Origin of the sequence: Faecalimonas sp. LCP19S3_D12 (assembly GCF_052121495.1) — a bacterium.
Taxonomy (GTDB): domain Bacteria; phylum Bacillota; class Clostridia; order Lachnospirales; family Lachnospiraceae; genus Faecalimonas.
The window spans coordinates 1-21503 of sequence record NZ_JBQKED010000011.1 but is presented as its reverse complement, the minus strand read 5'-3'; the positions used below and the strand labels follow the sequence as shown (position 1 = coordinate 21503).

Annotated in this window: 15 protein-coding genes; 1 reads left to right on the top strand and 14 read right to left on the bottom strand. The window is 40.3% G+C overall.

Going from position 1 to position 21503, the window contains the following annotated elements; all coding sequences use genetic code 11:
* Positions 1–9 precede the first annotated feature (9 nt).
* The 14 genes from glgB to ACTQXY_RS04710 form a co-directional block, all read right to left on the bottom strand.
* A complete protein-coding gene (glgB, locus tag ACTQXY_RS04775) occupies positions 10–1923 on the bottom strand; it encodes a 1,4-alpha-glucan branching protein GlgB (RefSeq protein ID WP_441658518.1) in 1914 nt (637 codons plus the stop codon).
* Between the two features lie 222 nt (positions 1924–2145).
* Positions 2146–4680 (bottom strand): hypothetical protein, encoded by a 2535-nt coding sequence (locus ACTQXY_RS04770; RefSeq protein ID WP_441658517.1) that lies wholly within the window; start codon positions 4678–4680, stop codon positions 2146–2148.
* Between the two features lie 687 nt (positions 4681–5367).
* Entirely contained in the window at positions 5368–7245 is a 1878-nt protein-coding gene (locus tag ACTQXY_RS04765; RefSeq protein WP_441658516.1) for a beta-propeller domain-containing protein, read from the bottom strand.
* 14 nt (positions 7246–7259) lie between these two features.
* Positions 7260–7805, bottom strand: a complete 546-nt coding sequence (locus tag ACTQXY_RS04760) for an RNA polymerase sigma factor (RefSeq protein WP_441658515.1) — start codon at positions 7803–7805, stop codon at positions 7260–7262.
* Between the two features lie 148 nt (positions 7806–7953).
* Positions 7954–10248, bottom strand: coding sequence for a hydratase (locus ACTQXY_RS04755; protein ID WP_441658514.1), 2295 nt, complete (start codon positions 10246–10248; stop codon positions 7954–7956).
* Positions 10249–10293: 45 nt separating this feature from the next.
* Positions 10294–11379, bottom strand: coding sequence for a helix-turn-helix domain-containing protein (locus ACTQXY_RS04750; protein WP_441658513.1), 1086 nt, complete (start codon positions 11377–11379; stop codon positions 10294–10296).
* 63 nt (positions 11380–11442) lie between these two features.
* Positions 11443–12792 (bottom strand): glucose-6-phosphate isomerase, encoded by a 1350-nt coding sequence (locus tag ACTQXY_RS04745; protein WP_441658512.1) that lies wholly within the window; start codon positions 12790–12792, stop codon positions 11443–11445.
* A gap of 564 nt (positions 12793–13356) precedes the next feature.
* Positions 13357–14118: a hypothetical protein gene (locus tag ACTQXY_RS04740; protein WP_441658511.1), complete on the bottom strand. Its 762-nt coding sequence runs from the start codon at positions 14116–14118 to the stop codon at positions 13357–13359.
* Positions 14119–14251: 133 nt separating this feature from the next.
* The gene (locus ACTQXY_RS04735; RefSeq protein ID WP_441658510.1) at positions 14252–14944 is read right to left on the bottom strand and encodes a 5'-methylthioadenosine/adenosylhomocysteine nucleosidase; all 693 of its coding nucleotides are present in this window, start codon (positions 14942–14944) and stop codon (positions 14252–14254) included.
* A gap of 16 nt (positions 14945–14960) precedes the next feature.
* A complete protein-coding gene (gene nspC / locus ACTQXY_RS04730) occupies positions 14961–16097 on the bottom strand; it encodes a carboxynorspermidine decarboxylase (RefSeq protein WP_441658509.1) in 1137 nt (378 codons plus the stop codon).
* Positions 16098–16126: 29 nt separating this feature from the next.
* Positions 16127–17329 (bottom strand): saccharopine dehydrogenase family protein, encoded by a 1203-nt coding sequence (locus ACTQXY_RS04725; RefSeq protein WP_004613073.1) that lies wholly within the window; start codon positions 17327–17329, stop codon positions 16127–16129.
* A 28-nt stretch (positions 17330–17357) separates the two neighbouring features.
* On the bottom strand, positions 17358–18215 hold the full coding sequence (gene speB / locus ACTQXY_RS04720) for an agmatinase (protein ID WP_441658508.1): 858 nt from the start codon (positions 18213–18215) through the stop codon (positions 17358–17360).
* On the bottom strand, positions 18205–19056 hold the full coding sequence (gene speE, locus ACTQXY_RS04715; RefSeq protein WP_441658507.1) for a polyamine aminopropyltransferase: 852 nt from the start codon (positions 19054–19056) through the stop codon (positions 18205–18207). The genes speB and speE overlap by 11 nt, the downstream gene beginning before the upstream one ends.
* Before the next feature lie 16 nt (positions 19057–19072).
* Positions 19073–20521 carry an aminotransferase class V-fold PLP-dependent enzyme gene (locus tag ACTQXY_RS04710; protein ID WP_441658506.1) on the bottom strand — a complete coding sequence of 483 codons (1449 nt, stop codon included), beginning with the start codon at positions 20519–20521 and terminating at the stop codon, positions 19073–19075.
* Positions 20522–21114: 593 nt separating this feature from the next.
* Here ACTQXY_RS04710 and ACTQXY_RS04705 point away from each other — a divergent pair.
* A complete protein-coding gene (locus ACTQXY_RS04705; RefSeq protein WP_441658505.1) occupies positions 21115–21357 on the top strand; it encodes a TIGR03905 family TSCPD domain-containing protein in 243 nt (80 codons plus the stop codon).
* Positions 21358–21503 lie beyond the last annotated feature (146 nt).

Below are 21503 nucleotides of genomic sequence, written 5' to 3'. Positions count from 1 at the left end.
TTAAATCATCTAAAACTCAAACACTGCAACCCCATATGGCGGCAAGTCGTACACAAAAGAAAACTCTCTTCCATCACATTCCTTTTTCACACCCTTATAAATTACAGGGCGTTCCTTACCTTCCCCACCATATTTCTTTTCGTCGCTGTTTAAAATCAATTTGTATTGTTTTCTCTTTGGAACGCCTACACGATATTCCGGTCTCGCAACTGGAGTAAAATTACACACAAACAAAAGATTTCTCTTTCCATCTCTCGCATGTCTGATAAAGCTATAGATGCTCCTCTCAGCATCGTCTGCATTCACCCACTCAAATCCTTCAGGTGAGCAATCCAACTCATACATCGCCTTGTTCTTTTTATACAGATGCAATAAATCCTTTGTAAATTCCTGTAGCTGTCTATGCCAACTTTCTGCAAGAAGGAACCAATCCAACTCTCGTGCTTCACTCCACTCCTGAAGCTGAGCAAAATCTTGTCCCATAAATAAAAGTTTCTTGCCAACATGCCCCATCATGAATGCATATCCAACTTTCAAATTCGCAAACTTATCAAATTCAAGTCCAGGCATCTTGTTTAACATAGAACATTTCAGATGAACCACCTCATCATGAGACAATACAAGAATATATTTCTCACTATACGCATAGCTCATAGCAAATGTCATCTGATTATGACATCCTTTTCTAAAATATGGATCCAGTTTCATATATTCTGTAAAATCATGCATCCACCCCATATTCCACTTCAAACTAAATCCAAGTCCGTCGCATTCTACAGGTGATGTTACTTTCGGCCATGCTGTGGACTCTTCTGCAATCATGACTACCCCTGGATTTCTTCCGATAACAACAGAATTCAAATGTTTGAAAAATCCGATTGCCTCAAGATTTTCATTTCCACCATACTTATTTGGAATCCACTGCCCATCTTCTTTCCCATAATCCAGATACAACATAGATGCAACCGCATCAACTCGCAATCCATCAACATGATAATGCTCAATCCAAAACAACGCATTTGCAATCAGGAAATTCTGAACTTCAGATTTCCCATAATCAAATACCTTAGTTCCCCAGTCTGGGTGTTCTCCTTTTCTTGGATCTGCATACTCAAAAGTCGGCGTTCCATCAAAGTCTGCAAGTCCATGTGCATCTTTGGGAAAATGTGCCGGAACCCAATCAAGAATCACCCCAATTTTATTTTTATGAAAATAATTAATCATATATGCGAAATCTTCCGGTGTTCCATACCGCGAAGTCGGTGCATAATAACCTGTCACCTGATATCCCCACGATCCATCAAACGGATATTCTGCAATTCCCATTAGCTCAATATGTGTATATCCCATCTCTTTGATATACTCTACAGCTGCCTTTGCAAACTCCCTATATGTGTAGAATCCCTCATCTTCTCTACCAGGATGCCGTTTCCACGAACCAATATGTGCTTCATAAATGGACATTGGCTCTTTGTGATGATCCCATACTGCCCTTCGTTCCATCCACTTGCTGTCGGTCCATCTCATATTACTAATATCAACTACTTTAGATGCGTTCCCTGGTCGAAGCTCCGCATAATTTGCAAATGGGTCTGCTTTATAAATGTAATCTCCTTTGTATGTTTTGATACAATATTTGTATAATGCACCTTCCTGCACATCTGGAACAAAACATGTATAAATTCCCAATGGTTCTTCCCTTTTCATCCGATTTGTCTGAGGATCCCACTGATTGAATTCACCAACTACCGAAACTTCTTTCGCATGCGGAGCCCATACTGCAAAATAAACTCCTTTTTTTTCTTCCCCCCCTATCATATGAGAACCGAGTTTTTTGTATATCTCATAATGATTTCCTTTTCCAAATAAGTAATGATCTAATTCTCCAACTTCATATGACTTCTTTTTGTTTTCTTCTCCCATACCATTACCTTCCTAAATCATATTTTGCTTTGTCGTTTATTCCTACTTATTATAAGTTTATTCTATCACTATATTTATAGTAATAATAGTATTATATTCCAAAAAACTATAACTATCTTCACCTTAATATGATTATTACTCAATCAAACTTGCTGTGTATTTTACCAAAAACTGCCATACTAACAGATTTAATTTCTGTCAGCATGGCAGTTTTCTATTATCTTATCTAAAATCTTGTTCTTGTAAAATAATTCTCGAAGTTTCTTCCTTGCCTTTCTTAAACAGTTTCTTTATAAAACGCTTAAAATTCTTCCTTTGAGAATGTTCGATTGCTTCATCCACAATTTCTTTTACATCCGCAACTGTCACAACACTCTCTTCTCTCTGCATAAGATCAATGCGGCTATAAAGAGCTAAAATACCCATTTCATCAATCTTATAACCATTTTCTTTTGCGTATGTTTGACCAAATGTCACCAACTCATCATTAGTAAATACAGGAAGCTCTAAACGTGAAGTAAATTTCTTCTTAAAGGCAGGATATGCTGATAGCATCTTATCCAGAGGTCTGCGCTCTTCTTCCAATACTACAAGTAATTCCCCTGTTTGTTCTTCCATGAGATCATTTAATTGTGCGACCGTTTTTTTATTCATCTGAGAAGCACGCTCAATAATGATTGCTCCACCATGTAATTTTTCTATAATCTGTGAAACATCTTTTTTATTCAACGACTCCGCTGTAACAATCGCTACTTTTCCTTGTTTTAGCTTCCTATTTTTTTGAATTGCCTTCACAATATCTACAGCCAAAACCGTCTTTCCGGAACCCTTTCTACCTACAACTAATAAATTAGCAGTTCTTGAAGTTCCATATCTAGTTTTACATTTTTTATCATTCTCCAATACGTCTACAATCTGTTCGCTCATACCATGTACTGGTACAAAATAAGAGAATAATTTTTTCTGTTCTTCTGTCAAACCAGCCTTTATTCCAATCTCACTTTGAACATCTAAATCATAGCGTCCTTGCACAATAAAACCTGTATCAAACGGTGAAGTTGGACTCTCTGTGCGCAATTCCTGTACTTTTTCTATGGGTTCTTCCACCACAGTATCATTCATCAACGCTTTGGCTGATATCGCAATTGCCTGTGTGTCTCCAAGCTTGATTCCCTCTGATTCTTCAATTTCTTCAATCTCTTCAATCTCCTCAAATCCATCGGCTTCCACTTCTTCAAACGCTTCCTCATTAAAGCTTTCCTCATCAAATGGATCTTCTTCCGGCTCTTCCATTTCCTCTTCTTGCTCTTGCGGAATTTCCTCTACGGATTCTATTTCTGATTTTCTCTCAAAAACTTGTTCCGTCCGTTCTCTTCTATTTTTATTCGTGCGGATTTCTACAGCTTCTGCTTCTAACTCTTCCATCAATTGTCGAATGTCATCTGGGAGAATGCTCTCTACCTCTTCCACCTTTTTTGCTTCTTGTCTTTCTCTCTCCGCTCTTGCCTTCTCTTGTTCTTCTTGAATAATCTGGGCATTTTCTTTCTGTTTTTCTTCCCAGTTTTGTAAAATTTCCTCTACACTCATTTTAGTAGTTTGAGAAAAAATCTCTTTTTTCATCTGCTCATCTATTTCTTCCTCTGAAGAAGAGGTTTCTTTCTCTTCTGACTCCTCCTTCGTCTCCGAAACAGTTCCCTTTTCTTCTGGCTCTTTCTCTATCTCCGAAGTACATTTCTCTTTTTTCGTCCCTTCTTCTGCCTCCAAAATCAACTCTTCTTCTCGCAGCTCCTCTTTCATCTCCAAGGCGTCTTCCCCTTCTTCCGGTTCTTCTTCCTCCTTCAAGACTGCTTCCTCTTCTTTCGGCTCTTCTTCCTCCTCCAAGACTGCTTCCTCTTCTTTCGGCTCTTCTTCCTCCTCCAAGACTGCTTCCTCTTCTTTCGGCTCTTCTTTCTCCTCCAGCGCTACTTCTTCCGCTTCCTTCATCTCCAAAGCCTCTTTCTCTTCTTTCGGCTCTGAAGTCACCTCTTGTTCTTCCTCTTCAAAAGGTTCTGCCTTTTTCTCTTCCTCAACATACTCTTTTTTCTCTGCTATTTCTTCAGATTTTTCAGCTATCGGTTCCTTCTTCCTTTTTGCCGGAGTTGGTTTGTCATTTCTGTGAATATATTTCTCTTGCTGCAACGGCGTTAATGGCTTATATTTCATCTTCAATTCCATAGCTTGATACACATATTTTCCTTCACTAAACCACAGAATCAAATCATCGCATTCTTCCAAACACTCCGTTAGCATCCCTGCCGCATCATATAACTTTGCAAGTTCATAAGCCCACTTTTCCACATACTCTGCCTTCTTAAAATCTTCCAATGCTTCAATCTGCTGATTCAAAGGAGCTTTTTGGCTTTTCAAAATTTTGTATCTTAATATATATTGGTTCGGATCTTTTGGAGCCATAGCAACAAATTCTTCATAGCAATCTACAGATTCCCTTATATCATTCATTTTTAGTGCTAAAGTTCCGAGACGATATACAATTTTTCTACTTCCAGGTGCTCTATCATATGCTAAAAATAAAATTTCCCTGCTTTTTTCATACTCTCCATTATATTCATAAACTTCACTTGCCCCACAGAGCATTGCCGCATTTTTAACTTTTCTCCAATCAATGCTATCCGCTATTTCTGCTGCCTTTTTATACGATTTTTCTCCCATATACTCAAGCATTTGCTCTGTTTTTACTCGATATTCGTATTTATCCAAAGTATTCACCCCTATTATTTCTATGACCTTTCTGTCTAATCGAATTTTAGCTTTCTACATTCTGCTTTATTTTATCACAGGAGATAACCAATGTCAAAAAGATGTAACAAAAACGTAATAAAAATAAGGTTATCTTAAACTTTTATAAGATAACCTTACTCTCTATTTTATTGTTTTTTTACTCACCTTTTCGGAAAATATATCAATTATAAAACCTGTTGCCTTTTTGACTTTATATACAATCTCTAACTCAAAGCTATGATTATTCTTATTCCCTAATTCTAATCTCTTTGGATGTTTCTTTACACATCTTATCGTTTCCTTTGAATCTATGTGGTATTTCTCTTTTCAATATGTCTGCAAATATTGATTTTCTTTACTCCAGATTCCTTACTTTCCGAATAAAATTCTTTACTTATTTTCTTTCTCTGGATTATACTTATACTCTATGGTAAAGGCTTTCATCACAGGTTTTTACATTTGCCATACCACCAACATATTGAATTGTAAATTCTGAACTATCCATTGGACCAAAGCCTCCTTTTCTTACTATTTTCAGAAATTTTTTCTTTTCTGAATTTTTTTGTTGAGTTTATAATAACACTACGGCCTTTATTTGTCAATACTATTTTTATATTTTATTATTATTTTTAAAATTCAATATATAAAACTGAAAAATGTCTGTTTTTAAAGTATAAGTTCTTCTATTTTTTCATAGTTCTCGAGATTGTAAGACTCAATCTGATTTCCATTGATTAGATAAAACGTACTATCTATATAGATTCCCCTGACATTTTCCCCATATTCTTTTGTCATTTCTTTCCTCTTACAGGTAAATCCTTGCATCCTATTATATTCATAAATATGATAATAGTTTTCTTTTTCTCCAAATGTATAAAAACCAATCAGATTTTTCTCTGCATCTGCCAGTACCGACTTATATTGGTCAAATGCCGTGCTATAATAACTGCCATTCAATACTATCTTATCAATTTCTTTGACATTGGACGGATCTGAGATATCGAACATAGAAAGTTTGACTTGATTGCTCTCTACTCCTTTCTCGTCAACTTCCTCTCCGATCCCAAGAAGCAGTCCATCCCCATATGGATGAAGATATTCTGAAAATCCTGGAATTTTTAGTGTACCTATGATTTTCGGATTGTCAGGATCAGATAAATCAACTGAAAAGAGAGGATCTGTCTCTCTAAACGTCACAAAATATCCAGTGTCTCCCATAAAGCGCGCAGAATAGATACGCTCATTTTTTGCCAGATTTTCGATTGTCCCAGTCACATTTAGTTTTTCATCCAACACATACACAGAATTGGACTCAGTCTCCTCCAGAGTCGTAACCATTCTGAGGTATCCATTGTACTCGTCAACGCTAAAACTGTCGTTCAGATAACCGTTCACTTCCGCCTTTGCCTGACCGTTTATTTTACCATTTCCATAAGAAAATTTTCTAATCTCAGTAGACCTACCAGTTTCTTTCCAAATATTTTCACAGATATAAATATTTTTTGCGCTCGCATAACAAAAACCTCCATTTGACAAAATACTGACTGAATTCTTTTCTGCACTTGGATTTTGTATGTCGATCGCTGTAATTACTGTATAAGTGTTTGCTCTTTCTGTCTCTGGAAGGCATATCTCATCACTGGCGAGCAGCTCTCCATCCACACATGGAATATACCGTTCTTTTTTACCTTCTTCCGGATTGTAGATATTATATTGACTGAATACATATAGATAATGGTTATTCAGACGCGAAGTGACATAACTTCCACTCTGCGAACACTCTCCAAGTTTCTTTGGTTTCTCTCTGTCAGAAATGTCATATATGATACTCTTTGCCTCGCTATTATCTACCTCTGCACAATCAGAGGCGATCTTTGAAAATTCATTTTTGTTATTGTAGATTCTTTCTCTTTCGCTACCAAGAACAATCAGATATTGATTTTGAACATATATCTCCGATACCTTCATCTCTTCCCCAAGCGTAATCTGCTCTATCTGCTCCAATTTATTTTCCGCTGTATCCACAATACCAATTTCGTTGCCTTCTTCTTTCACCACATATAGATAACGTCCATCCGTCTTGACGATATCTCCCTCGTCTACACTCTCCTCCCTCGTATTAGTCTTGGAATAACTGCTTTCTGTTTTCCCACTATCTTCCACCGCATTCTCCGAGGTCGCTTTTTCTTCGGACTCCAATACAACTCCATCTCCATAATAATAGTCGAATTCTTCAACGAACTGATAAACCTCTTTGTAGGATTTTGCCATTCGAAGCCCTTCGCTCTCCTGCACCTCTTTTACAACCGGATTAACATACCCTTTTTTGCCAACTGTACGCTCCTTTGTCTGAATATACGCTATCCCAAGCAGTCCAAGACATGCTGCTGCCGTCAATGCATAACGATATGCTTTCTTTCTGTATCTTTTTTGATGTCTCATCAACTGTTCTTCCACCGCCTCTGGCCTTAACTGTTCTGGAATCTCAATATTTTCTATCTGCTGTCTGACTCTGTCCATGATTTCTTTTTCATGTTGTTCCATATCGCTACTCCTTCCTAACACAATATTTTTCCAAGTTTCTCCAGCGCTCTGCTTCTCTTGGAACGAACCGTATTGGCATTCATTGGTTTTCCTTGTTCCGCAAGTATCTTGCCGATTTCTTTGCTGTTGTACCCTCCGAATACGGATAATGCAATAATCTGCCTCTCTTCCTCTGCAAGTATTTTCCATGCATTTTGAACATCAATGGTTTCTTCATAATCACTATGTGATACACTCTGACTCTCATCTCGGTTTTCCTGCAGCTTAAATGTCTCCTGTCTGCTTCTTACTTTCAATTTCTTTTTGCAGACATTTGACAATATCTTAAATATCCAGCCACGAAACGCCTCATCTTTTTGAAGGCTATAGATATTTTCATAAACTGACAGCACCGTCTCGCTCACGACATCCTCCGCATCCTGAGGGTTCTTCATCATGTACAACGCAAAATAATACAAATCTTTATAAACATTTTCATATAACTTCGAAAATGCCTTTACGTCTTTTTTCCGTGCACGTTTTACTAAAACTGATTCTGAACATGTATCATAATCGTACATCCTATCCCCCTCCTTCCACCGGTATAAATATAGAGTATCAGAAAGTACAAAGTGTTGCATAAAAAATACAGAAATATATTTTTCTTATACACAAAAAGGGAGCTTACCGCTCCCTCTTTATAAGTTATTGTCTATATTCTTTACAAATTTATCCTCTATAGTAATTAATCAGACATCCTTTTAAGATGATCTCTCTTTCATTATCTGTCAAATCACCCAACTTCAGTGTAATCTCTTTCAAACTGTCTCCAACCACATATGCTTTCACAGCGTCTTTCTTATCTTCCACTGCTTTTCTCACATCCGGCACAAAGATATAATCTCCGTTTTTGAAGCTTAACTCTGTATCTTTTTCTTCTGTGATAAACGGGAGCATACCCCAGTTGATCAAATTCGAACGGTAACGTTTTGTCGCATATTCATTTGCGATATTTGCCCATCCTCCAAGTACTTTCTGGCAGGACGCTGCCTGTTCACGCGCTGAACCATCTCCCGGTTTCACCGCGAAGATCGTACTTCCGACACCGATGTTGCCTTCGCCCACTTCCGGATAAGATGCACGGATTGTCTCCATAACCGGTTTTAATTCTTCCAACACTTCTAATGGACACTGATTTGTCTCAATTGCTTTCTGTGCTTTCTGCACTTCTTTTGCGCGTCCCACATATGCAGGATCTTTACGTGACAATGCAAACTCTGCAAGTCCAAGTGGGTTAGAACGGTAAGAAGAAGTCTCTCCTGACGGAATCAACTCATCGGTTGTTGTAACCGGATCGTGAATCTCAGATACCACTTTCAAGATCAGATTTTCCGGTAATGCTGACATTGCCGGCCAGTCTTTGATGTTTGGTCCAAACTGAATCTCAACACTTGGATCTGCAATACCTTTGCTGTCAAACACACGGTTTGCATAAATGCTCTTATCAAAATGATATTTCGGAGCTTTGTATTCTCTGTCCATCACATCAGCCGCAGAAGTTAAGAAACCTTTATTTGCCGCTGTCGCAGCGATAGAACGCGCATCCATAAGTGCCACAGAGGAAATCTGTCCGCTCTGTAATTTAGAACCTTCACGGTTCGGGAAGTTTCTTGTAGAGTGACGAATACTGAATGCATTGTTAGCAGGTGTATCTCCTGCACCAAAACAAGGTCCGCAGAACGCTGTTTTCACGATTGTTCCGGCTGCCATCAGATCTGCAACCGCTCCGTTTCTCACAAGCTCCATATATACCGGTGTACTTGCCGGGTATACACTGAATGTAAATGCATCAGAACCGATATTTTTCCCTTTAATGATCTCTGCTGCCGCGCAGATATTTTCAAATCCACCGCCGGCGCATCCTGCGATAATTCCCTGTTCTACATAGAGTTTTCCGTCGCGAATCTTATCCTGCAGCGAATACTCAACCGCACCGTCAAGACTTACGAGCGCTTTCTGCTCTACATCGTGTAAAATATCTTTTAAGTTCGCATTTACCTCGTCAATCGTATATGTATTGCTTGGGTGGAATGGCATCGCGATCATCGGTTTGATCTTGCTCAAATCCACATAAACAAGTCCGTCATAGTACGCTGCCGCACCCGGATTCAGTTCTTTATACTCTTCACTTCTTCCGTGAGTCTCATAGAATTCTCTGATTGTCTCGTCAGTCTTCCAAATAGAAGAAAGACAGGTCGTCTCTGTTGTCATAACATCAATTCCGATACGGAAGTCTGCGCTTAACTTGTCCACACCAGGTCCGACAAATTCCATTACTTTATTATTTACATATCCATTTGCAAATGTTGCTCCAATGATGGCAAGCGCCACGTCCTGAGGTCCCACTCCGACAGATAGCTCTCCGTCTAAGTAAATCGCAACAACGCCCGGCATCTTAATATCGTATGTCTTATTCAATAACTGTTTTACAAGCTCCGGTCCGCCTTCACCCATCGCCATTGTTCCAAGCGCTCCATAGCGAGTATGGCTGTCAGAGCCAAGAATCATCTTTCCGCCGCCTGCAAGCATCTCTCTTGCGAACTGGTGGATGACTGCCTGATGTGGCGGAACATACATACCGCCGTATTTCTTTGCACAGGTAAGTCCAAACATGTGGTCATCTTCATTGATTGTTCCACCTACGGCACACAGACTGTTATGGCAGTTCGTCAGAACATATGGGATTGGGAACTTTTCAAGTCCAGACGCTCTTGCGGTCTGAATGATTCCGACAAATGTGATATCGTGCGAAGTCAATTTGTCAAATTTAATCTTTAATCTCTCCATATCGGAAGAAGTATTGTGTGCTTCTAAAATGCTGTACGCAATTGTGTTTTTTGCAGCTTCTTCTTTTGTGACCTGCTGTCCTGTCTTTGCTGCAACTGCTGCCTGTGCATCATTCACATCTTCGATAATCTCTGTACCATTCAGTAAATATGCACCATGTTCATATAATTTTATCATTCTACTGTTCCCTCCTACGTCTTATTATTTGTTCATTATAGTATTCTACTCTTTTGATTGCAAGAATTTCAGATGATTGGATACCATCATAGCGATTTTAAATGTGAGCGCATCATCAAATACCCGGACATCTAACCCTGTCAGCTTCTGAATCTTCTCCAGGCGGTATACCAATGTATTTCTATGTACATAAAGCTGCCGTGCCGTTTCCGAGATATTTAGATTATTCTGGAAGAACTGATTGACCGTACTCAGAGTCTCCTCATCGAACTGATCCACCGCTTTTCCGTCAAACACTTCCTGCAAAAACATGTCACACAAAGATACCGGGAGCTGATGAATCAGACGGCCGATGCCCAGCTCATTGTAAGCAAGGACATTTTTCTGCTCATAGAAAATCCGCCCCACATCCAGCGCCATGCCCGCTTCTTTGTATGACTTTGATACATCTCGCAGCTGATTTACGATCGTGCCATATGCCACCCGCATGTTGACCATCGCTTCCATCGTCAATGTATCGACAATGGATTTTGCAATCATGTTCAGTTCTTTATATCCCTCGGTCGTCTCCAACGCCTTAATCAGGATAATATGCCCTTCATCGACTGAAGTCACAAAATCTTTAGAGCCGGTTGCATAGAGACCTTTCATCGTCTCAAGAACGATATTGTCCGCCTCATTTTTCGGTTCAATCAAGAATACAACTCTTCTTCGCTCCACTTCAATTCCAAGCTTTTTTGCCTGATTGAAAATATCCACGAGCAGAAGATTATCAAGCAATAAATTCTGGAAAAAATGATTCTTATCCAAACGTTCTTTATATGCGTGTATCAGGTTCTGGAACTGACTGATACAAAGTCTTCCGATGACTGAAACCTGCTCTATAACCTCATGAAGCGCAAGGACATACACTGCATCATAGTTATCTCGAATCAGGAAAAATGCCTCATGCTCACATACCTGCTCATCTTTTCCTTCTTTCAGAAATTTGTCTACTCCAGCCTTAATTCTATCCTCGTTCATTCCCGCAATGGCAAGGCATTTTCCCTCCATACTCCACACGGAACAATCTACCCCCATAATCTCATGTATATCGTTGATAGGTTTGTGCAATATTTGATTCGATAACAACTTATCACTTCCTTTTTTACATTTAAAGCCAAAGCTGCTTCGTTGCAACTCTGGCTTTTTTTCTTATAATCTCTTTAACAATTCTTCTCTTTCTTTTTCAAACCCAGGTTTTCCAAGTAAAGCAAACATATTCTTTTTATAGCTTTCCACACCCGGTTGGTCAAATGGGTTCACCCCTAAAATATAACCACTCACGCCACAGGCAAATTCAAAGAAGTAAAACAACTGTCCAAGATAGAATTCGTTCTGCTCTGGAATTGTCACCATTAAGTTCGGTACATTTCCATCTGTATGTGCTAAAACAGTTCCGTTCATCGCACTCTTATTGACAAAATCAACTGTCTTTCCGGCAAGATAGTTCAGACCATCCAAATCCACCGGCTCTTCTCCGATGAAAAGCTCCTCTGTTGCTTTCTCCACATTCAATACCGTCTCAAACATAATACGGCTTCCATCCTGAATGAACTGTCCCATAGAGTGAAGATCTGTTGTCAAATCTACAGATGCAGGGAAGATACCTTTCTGGTCTTTTCCTTCACTTTCTCCGTACAGCTGTTTCCACCATTCAGATACATAGTGAAGGCTTGGCTCGTAGTTCGCAAGTACCTCAACTGTTTTTCCTTTGCGATGTAAAATATTACGGATTGCCGCATACTGTAATGCACCGTTTTCAGCAAAATTATTTTCTAATGCTTCTTTTCTTCCAGCCTGTGCACCTTCCATCAATTTCTCAATGTCCGCACCGCTTACTGCGATCGGAAGAAGACCTACCGCTGTCAATACAGAGAAACGTCCTCCGACATCATCCGGAACAACAAATGTCTCATATCCTTCCTCATCAGCAAGATTCTTCAATGATCCTCTCGCTTTATCTGTTGTCGCATAAATTCTCTTTGCAGCCTCTTCTTTTCCATATTTTTTCTCCAACATCTCTTTGAAAATACGGAATGCAATTGCAGGCTCTGTTGTTGTTCCTGATTTGGAAATCATATTTACAGAGAAATCTCTGTCTCCGATTACATCGATCAGATGTTTGAGATATGTGCTGCTGATGCTGTTGCCAACATAATAAATCTCAGGTGTCTTTCTAATCTCTTTTGAAACAACATTGTAAAAACTATGTCTTAAAAATTCGATTGCAGCTCTGGCTCCCAGATAAGAACCACCGATACCGATTACGAGCAATACCTCGGAATCATTTTTAATCTTCTCTGCCGCTTTCTGAATGCGTACAAATTCTTCTTTATCATAATCAACAGGCAAATCAATCCATCCAAGGAAATCATTCCCTGCTCCTTTTCTGCTTAAAAGCAATTCCTTTGCATCCATCGCCAACTTGCTCATATAATCTACTTCATGTTCTGCAACAAATGTACTTGCTTTTGAATAGTCAAATGTGACTTTATTTCCCACGTTTATCCTTCCCTTCTAATTGGTCTCATAGATGTTATTATTTTACCAAACAGCAGAGGGGAAAGTCAAGGAATTATAAATATCTGTTCACAATTGTATTCCTTGTACAAATGTGATACACTCTGAGTAGAACAATCGTGATATAGGGTGGCTGACCTCTCACTCTTTTATAGATGGGAGGTGGAGCTGATGAACAATAAACATTTTGACTTTAAAGACTTAATGCAATTTGGTATGTTCATTTTATCACTACTGACCTTCATTTATCTGATCAGTCATTAGTACATAGAAAAACCACCCTGATACTTTGACGAGTTGGGTGGTAATTCTAAATTATTTTCAATTGGTCAACCACTTTTATGTGGCGATTGTTCTTTTTGTACCTTTAATATAGCACATCCGCATAGACTGCGCAAGCAATATGTTCTTTTCAGTCTCTATAAAAATCTCTTTTTATCCAATTTGAATATTACTGCCAATGCCACATAGCATATCGCGAACACAATCCCCCACCATTTCAAAGCTTTGTACTTTATTTACTCCGCTGCAATCGCTTTATTTCATCTATGCCAAAAATTCTTCTAAAATCCTGCGCACCTGCACTTCCTGCAGTCTTTTTTCTTCCGCTGCATCTTTTTCTTCTTTTGCCGGTTCCTCCCGCTTCATGGTATATACCTGTTCCTGCTCGGAAACCGGCTCTTCCTGAATCTCTTCCACCTCTGCTGCAACCACTTCTTCCTCAGCCTCCGGCTGAAACGCTTCTTCCATTTCCAATATGCTTGTCTGGCTCATAGCCTTTTCTTTATACAATTTGGCATAGCGATGTGCACAGACATTTTCTAAATAATCAACCATATAATTCTCCGCCATCTGTAAATGATAATTTTCGTCACTTGACATATGTATCATACACAGTATCGCCACACTGGCCCCAGTCCACGCTGCATATTTGAACACTTGATCCTCAAATCCATACAGATAATATACCGCAACAGTTCCCGCTACGCCTAATACTGCTACAATCCAAGTCATCTTCTTTTCCAAATTTCGAAAGGTATGGAGTCTGGTTCCCCAAATACGATACTCATAAACATACTTTTTCACAAATGCTTCCACGTTCTGCACTTTATCGCTCACCATACTGGCATGTTCAAATTTTGCTCGTACAAGTCTCATCAGCTTATGGTTACTTTTGTTCATTCTACTGGCTGCTTTCACCATTCGTCTCAATGTAACATGGGCAACCAGCTTGCTTAAAACTCCAATCCCCGCTGCCACTCCCATTGCATAAAAAATAATTTGATTTTGCACTAATGTCTCTAACATAATAAAAAGAGCCCTCCTTCTTTTATTTATTGCTACCGCTATTATACAGCAAATAAAGAAGTTGGGTTCTTGAATCGTTTTACATATTTCAACAACAAATCATGCGAATTTTGCATGATTTGTCACATGTTTTTTATAAGCGTGGCAGCAAATTCTTCACAAGCCTTACAGAATGTGTGATTGCCTGCTTTTCAAACGCCGGATAGTCCATCGTCGCACTGTTGTCGGCTTTGTCCGAAATTGCTCGGATAATGACACACGAAACTTTATTCAAGTACGCCGCATGGGCGATTGCAGCGCCTTCCATCTCAGTGCATTTCGCCTCAAAATTAGCTACAAGCTTATCTTTCACTTCTTTTGACGATACAAACTGATCTCCACTCACAATACGTCCTACGAATGTGTGAATATCCGGGTTTGCCTCCTCATTGGCAGTCTTCGCCTTCTCTACCAGCTCTTCATCTGCCGGAAATGAAAAGGTATCCATTCGCGGCACCTGTCCGATTGGATCTCCGAAAATACTTGCATCCATATCATGCTCTACCGCATCTGTAGAGATTACCATATCTCCGATATCAATATTGGCATCTAAAGAACCGGCAATTCCTGTGTTGATCAATGTATCCACCCCAAATTTGTCTACTAAAATCTGTGTGCAGATTGCGGCATTGACTTTTCCGATTCCGCTTCTGACAACAACAACTTCTTTTCCGCACAGTGTTCCTCTACAGAAATCCATAGACGCAAATGTGACATTTTCTTCAATTGTCATAGCCTCTTTTAACGCGGCTACTTCCTCCTCCATCGCTCCTATAATACCTATCATAACTGTTTCCTCATTTCTATAATCTCATCTTAAAATCTTCGTATTCGAACTGTCGAACCACCCGGCATTCTCCATCCTTATCTTCCAATACAATTGCCGGCAGACGCATTCCATTGAATGTATTGTTTTTGACCATCGTGTAGATTGCCATATCTTCAAATGTGAGTGTATCACCTCTTTTTAGCGGCTCCTCAAATGAATAGTCACCGATTACATCTCCCGCAAGGCAGGTCGGTCCCGCAAGGCGATAAGTATATTCCTTCTCCTCCGCCTCATAGCCGTCCTGAAGCGTCGGACGGTATGGCATCTCAAGCACATCCGGCATATGACATGCTGCGGACGTGTCCAAAATCGCAATCTGTATGCTGTTTTCCGCAATTTCTTCCACTTTCGTAAGCAGTACACCGGCATTTAAGGCTACCGCCTCTCCCGGTTCCAGAAAAATCTCCAAGTCATATTTTTCTTTCATCTCACAAATACATTGCTCCAACAATGCGATGTCATAGCCCTCTCTCGTAATATGATGTCCGCCGCCAAAATTCAGCCATTTCATCTTCGGCAGCCATTCCCCAAACTGTCTTTCCACTTCTTTCAGTGTGTCATGCAAAGGCTGCGCGTCCTGCTCACACAATGTATGAAAATGCAGACCATCAACATATTCCAAAAGCTCTGGTCTGAATTTCTCAATCGTCACCCCAAGCCTCGATCCAGCGGCACATGGGTCATAGATCTCATGCCCCTCCTGTGTTGAATACTGCGGATTAATGCGAAGTCCCACACTTTTTCCCGCCTCAGCCGCTCTCTTTCCAAATCGTTCCAGCTGTTCAAAAGAATTAAATACAATGTGATCGCAGTAAGTTAAAATCTCATCAAATTCTTCTTCCTTATAGGCAGGTGAAAAAATATGTGTTTCCTTTCCAAACGGAATTCCCATCTCTTCCGCCCCAAGTCTTGCCTCGTACAAACCACTGGCTGTTGTTCCCGAAAGGTATTGCGCAATCAGCGGATACACCTCATACATGGAAAATGCTTTCTGGGCAAGCAGGATTTTACATCCGGTTCTATCCATCACACCTTTTAGTATCTCAAGATTTTGTCTGAGCTGTTCTTCCTGAACGACATAACACGGTGTTGGAAGTTCATTTCTTCTCATCGGTTCTCCTCACCTTTTCTCTCTTCAAATTAATCGATCAATTCCGGATCTTCACTGATTTTCCATGGCAGTCCATATTTGTTCAGCGCTTCCATGAATGGATCCGGATCAAACTCTTCAATATTATATACACCTGCTTTGTTCCATGTTCCGTTCATGATCATCATCGCACCGATCATGGCCGGAACTCCTGTTGTGTAAGAGATTGCCTGAGATCCCACCTCTTTGTAGCATTCCTGATGATCACATACATTGTAAATATAAAGTTTCTTTTCTTTTCCATCTTTTTTCCCGATGAAAATACATCCGATATTTGTCTTACCAACTGTACGAGGTCCCAATGACGCCGGATCCGGAAGTACTGCTTTTAAGAACTGAAGCGGAATAATCTCTTTCCCTTCATACATGATCGGTTCAATAGAAGTCATTCCTACGTTTTCCAAACATTTTAAATGTGTCAGGTAGCTCTGTCCAAATGTCATAAAGAAACGGATTCTCTTAATTCCAGGTATATTCAATGCAAGAGATTCGATCTCTTCATGATGAAGAAGGTACATATCCTTCTCCCCAACTTCCGGGAAATTATAAACACGTTTGATTTCCATCGGCTCTGTCTCTACCCAGTGACCATCTTCCCAGTAGGAACCTTTTGCTGACACCTCACGGATATTGATCTCCGGGTTGAAGTTTGTCGCAAACGGATAACCGTGGTCTCCCGCATTACAATCCATAATATCAATATAATTGATCTCATCAAAATAGTGTTTCAATGCATATGCAGAAAATACGCTTGTCACTCCCGGGTCAAATCCACTTCCAAGAAGCGCTGTGATACCAGCCTCCTCAAATCTTTCACGATATGCCCACTGCCACTTATATTCAAATTTTGCTGTATCTTCCGGCTCATAATTCGCTGTATCGATATAGTGTACTTTTGTCGCAAGACATGCATCCATGATTGTCAGATCCTGATATGGAAGTGCAAGATTGAGCACTACTTCCGGTTTTTCTTTTTCAATCAACGCAATCAGCTCATCTACATTGTCAGCATCTACCTGTGCTGTTGTAATCTTTGTATTTGTCTTTCCTTCCAGTTTTTCTTTTAAAGCCTCACATTTTGAAACAGTACGGCTTGCAATACACATCTCTGTAAATACTTCACTTACCTGACAACATTTTTGAATTGCCACACTTGCTACACCGCCACAGCCAATAATTAATATTTTTCCCATTTTTTCTTCCTCCTGTTTTTATCCTGATTTATTTTGCCAATGCAATTAAAAATTCTCTCACAATCTTTCCTGCTACCGCAGTTGACACGCCGCTTTGATCATAGTGCGGACTAAGTTCGTTCACATCACATCCGATGACATTGCAGCCTTCGCACACTTTTATAATCGCATCCAAAAGCTCTTTAAAACTTACTCCACCAGCCTCCGGCGTTCCTGTTCCCGGAAATACAGACGGGTCTAACACATCCAGATCCACCGTGAAATAAACCGGTTTTCCTTTAAGCGCTGCTATCGCATCTTCCAAACCGTTCAAGTCAAACGGATGCATCGTCACATGTCCTTCTTTCGCCCACAAAAATTCTTCTCTGTCACCTGAGCGAATACCAAACTGATAAATTTTGCCGTCACCTACAAGTTCCCAGCACCGTCTCATCACACATGCATGTGACTCTTTCACATCCAGATATTCATCTCTAAGATCCGCATGCGCATCAAAGTGTATGATATGAAGATTGGGGTATTTCTCAACCGCCGCTCTCATACTGCCAAGTGTCACCAAATGCTCTCCGCCGATCATAAACGGAACTTTACCATCCTTCAAAATCACACGGCATCGTTCTTCTATCATCTCAAGAGACTTCTTTGCACTTCCCATCGGCAGTTCCAGATCTCCGCTGTCAAACACGCAATACTCTGTCAGTTCTTTGTCCTGATACGGACTGTATGTCTCCAGACCAAAAGACTCATTTCTGATTGCGGCACTTCCAAATCTTGTGCCTGGGCGAAAAGACGTTGTCGAGTCAAACGGCGCTCCGTAAAGCACAATCTTTGCGTCTTCATACTCAGACTCGCATCCTATAAACGTCACAATATTTTTATTCAACATCTTGTACTAATTCCTCCACATATGCCGGGAGTGCAAATACTCCTTCGTGCAGTCTCGGCAAATAATATTTTGTCTGAATCCCACGCAATTTCCACTGAATTCCATCCATATCATGAATCGGATGATATCTCTTTGAAGCGAACCCAAACAGCCAGTGTCCTGACGGATAGGAAGGGATATGCGCCTGATAAATCCTGCTGATCGGAAAGGATTCAACGATTCTCTTGTGCATTCTCTGACATTGGAATGCCTCTTCCTTGTAAAATGGACTCTCATGCTGGTTGATCATAATACCATCTTCATGAAGCGCATTAAAACAATTTCCATAAAATTCTTTTGTAAAAAGCCCTTCCCCTGCGCCAAACGGATTCGGCGAATCAATGATGATCAAATCATACGCATCGGATTTGGAACGGATAAACCGCAATCCATCCTCATGATAAATATGCACACGCGGATCATTCAGACTGCATGCCATCTGCGGAAAATATTTTCGGCATACCTCCACAAGAAGTGGATCTGCCTCTACCACATCAATCTGCTCCACCGTATCATATTTCGCAAGTTCTCTTACAACACCGCCGTCTCCTCCGCCGATTACAAGTATCCTTTCCACTTGCGGATGCACTGCCATCGGCACATGACTGATCATCTCATGATAGATAAACTCGTCTTTTTCGGTCAGCATCAAATCTCCGTCTACAACAAGAATTTTGCCAAACTCTTTCGACTCAAGCACATCGATTCTCTGTATCTCGCTCTGAGCCGAAAACACCTGATAATCCACTCGGATTGCCAGTTTTACATTGTCCGTATGTTCATCATGGAACCACATCTCCATCGCTTACACCTCCCTGTTATTTCAGCACGTTCAGATACTCTATCTGGGCATCTTCCGGTCCGGTCATAGAACATCCTTTTTCTTTTGCGTAAATAATATAATCCAAAATTTCTTTTGTAATCTCTTCTCCTGGCGCAAGAATCGGAATGCCCGGCGGGTAGCACATTACAAACTCACTGCAGACTCTCCCAACCGTATCTCTCAGCGGAAGAGACTCTTTTTCCGCATAAAATGATTCCTGCGGCGTGGTGACAACACGTGGGTCGATGTACTCTTGCGTCAACATTCCCGTTTTATCTTTCTGATAGCGTCTTTTTACTTCCGCCAAGGCACTCACAAGACGCTCCACTTCCTGCTTACGGTCTCCGATGGACAGATATGCCAGAATATTTCCGATATCTCCGAACTCAATCTGGATATCATACTCATCTCTCAAAATATCATATACTTCGATTCCGGCAAGTCCCAGTTCCAGCGTATGAATCGAGAGCTTTGTCGTATCAAAATCAAAAATACTGCTCCCATTCACAAGCTCTTTGGAAAACGCATAATATCCGCCAATTTTATTAATCTCTTCCCTTGCATAGTCGGCAAGTGCAACGACCTTTCCAAACGCCTCTTTTCCGCGAAGCGCCAGATTTCTTCTGGAAATATCGAGACTGGACAGCAATAGATATGAGCCGCTCGTCGTCTGTGTCAGGTTGATGATCTGCCTTACATGCCCTTCTTTTACTCCTTTGCCAATGAGTAGAAAGGAGCTCTGTGTCAGACTGCCACCGGATTTGTGCATGCTGACAGACGCCATATCTGCTCCGGCTGCCATCGCCGAGATTGGTAAATTCTCTCCAAAGTAAAAATGCGTCCCATGTGCCTCATCCACAAGAACCTTCATATCCTGCTCATGCGCAAGTTTTACAATCGTCTTGAGATCCGAACAAATTCCATAATATGTCGGATTATTTACAAATACTGCCACTGCATCAGGATTTTCCCGAATCGCCTGCTCTACCTGTGACACTTTCATTCCAAGCGAGATTCCCAACTCTTTATCTACATCCGGATTCACATATACCGGATGTGCTCCACAAAGAACAAGAGCATTAATAACACTTCGATGTACGTTTCGCGGAAGTATGATCTTGTCGCCTTTTTTGCAGCAAGACAACACCATTGCCTGAACGGAAGAAGTCGTTCCGCCAACCATTAAAAATGCGTGTTTTGCTCCAAATGCATCTGCTGCCAGCTCCTCCGCCTCTTTGATGACCGATACCGGATGGCACAGATTATCGAGCGGTTTCATAGAATTCACGTCAATTCCAACACATTTTTCTCCAAGAAGTTCCACCAGTTCAGGATTGCCTCTTCCATGCTTATGCCCCGGAACATCAAACGGAACAATACGCATTCTTCGAAATCGTTCCAATGCCTCATATATCGGAGCTCTCTGCTGTAATTCTTTTTCCATCTTATCGTTCCTCTTTTCTATCAGGTTACTACAATTCCTCACCACGCGTAATTTTACATACAAAAAACGCAGGCAGGAATTTACATCATTCTTGCTTGCGTCTACTTCTTTATCACTTTCATGCGAACAATACAGTCCGAGACTGTCCTTCTTCACATTCCAGATATTTATGTTAGAGTCTATATAGCAAATATTTTACTTTTAATACTCTTATTGACCGTTTCACAAGTTGATGTGTTGTTCTCAACACCGGTTATAAAGTAACCAACTTATAAAATTTGAGCTTCTAACTCAATCAATAAGGCAGCATTCACTGCCAAAAATATTTGCATGAAACTCTAAACTTTTCTGCGTTCCATACGTTTTGTATTTTATAATATTTTTGCCCATACATCAAGCACTTTTCACAGTTTTTTTGAAAATATTCACAAATTGATTACTGTTTGCTCCTGTCAGTCCGTAGAAGAAACAGAGCTTTGTAAGGGCATACTTGCACGTAAAAGAAAAAGTTCTGTTTCTTCTAGTTTTTTCATATCCCATTTGTTATAATATGTGAAACACTATTAATATCATATTCATAGGAGGATAATTTTATGGAATACAGAACAAAAGGAGTCTGTTCCCGTATGATAAAACTGGAACTTGACGGAGATATCATCCGCTCTGTAGAATTTGTTGGCGGATGTTCTGGAAATACGCAAGGTGTTGCCCGACTAGTAGAAGGTATGAAAGTAGATGATGCGATTGCCCGTATGGAAGGCATACAATGCGGTCCGCGTCCAACTTCTTGTCCTGACCAACTTGCTCAGGCATTAAAACAAGCTGCCGGAAAATAGAAATAAAAAGAAAAGGAATGGATTCATTCCATTCCTTCAGACTGTAGACAAAGTTGGTGCTGGGAGTTATCCCCAGCACCACTTTTCTGTAAATAGCCTCTGTTTTAATAAAAATCTTAAAAAACTCCAAGATTCTTTCATTTTAG

Excerpts from the sequence above, each read along its gene's own strand:
- speB (WP_441658508.1), bottom strand. The coding sequence starts at position 18,215 with ATGTTGAATAAAAATATTGTGACGTTTATAGGATGCGAGTCTGAGTAT.
- ACTQXY_RS04735 (WP_441658510.1), bottom strand. The coding sequence starts at position 14,944 with ATGATAGGTATTATAGGAGCGATGGAGGAGGAAGTAGCCGCGTTAAAA.
- ACTQXY_RS04710 (WP_441658506.1), bottom strand. The coding sequence starts at position 20,521 with ATGGAAAAAGAATTACAGCAGAGAGCTCCGATATATGAGGCATTGGAA.
- ACTQXY_RS04725 (WP_004613073.1), bottom strand. The coding sequence starts at position 17,329 with ATGGGAAAAATATTAATTATTGGCTGTGGCGGTGTAGCAAGTGTGGCA.
- nspC (WP_441658509.1), bottom strand. The coding sequence starts at position 16,097 with ATGAGAAGAAATGAACTTCCAACACCGTGTTATGTCGTTCAGGAAGAA.
- speE (WP_441658507.1), bottom strand. The coding sequence starts at position 19,056 with ATGGAGATGTGGTTCCATGATGAACATACGGACAATGTAAAACTGGCA.
- ACTQXY_RS04760 (WP_441658515.1), bottom strand. The coding sequence starts at position 7,805 with ATGTACGATTATGATACATGTTCAGAATCAGTTTTAGTAAAACGTGCA.
- ACTQXY_RS04755 (WP_441658514.1), bottom strand. The coding sequence starts at position 10,248 with ATGATAAAATTATATGAACATGGTGCATATTTACTGAATGGTACAGAG.
- ACTQXY_RS04705 (WP_441658505.1), top strand. The coding sequence starts at position 21,115 with ATGGAATACAGAACAAAAGGAGTCTGTTCCCGTATGATAAAACTGGAA.
- ACTQXY_RS04740 (WP_441658511.1), bottom strand. The coding sequence starts at position 14,118 with ATGTTAGAGACATTAGTGCAAAATCAAATTATTTTTTATGCAATGGGA.
- glgB (WP_441658518.1), bottom strand. The coding sequence starts at position 1,923 with ATGGGAGAAGAAAACAAAAAGAAGTCATATGAAGTTGGAGAATTAGAT.
- ACTQXY_RS04765 (WP_441658516.1), bottom strand. The coding sequence starts at position 7,245 with ATGGAACAACATGAAAAAGAAATCATGGACAGAGTCAGACAGCAGATA.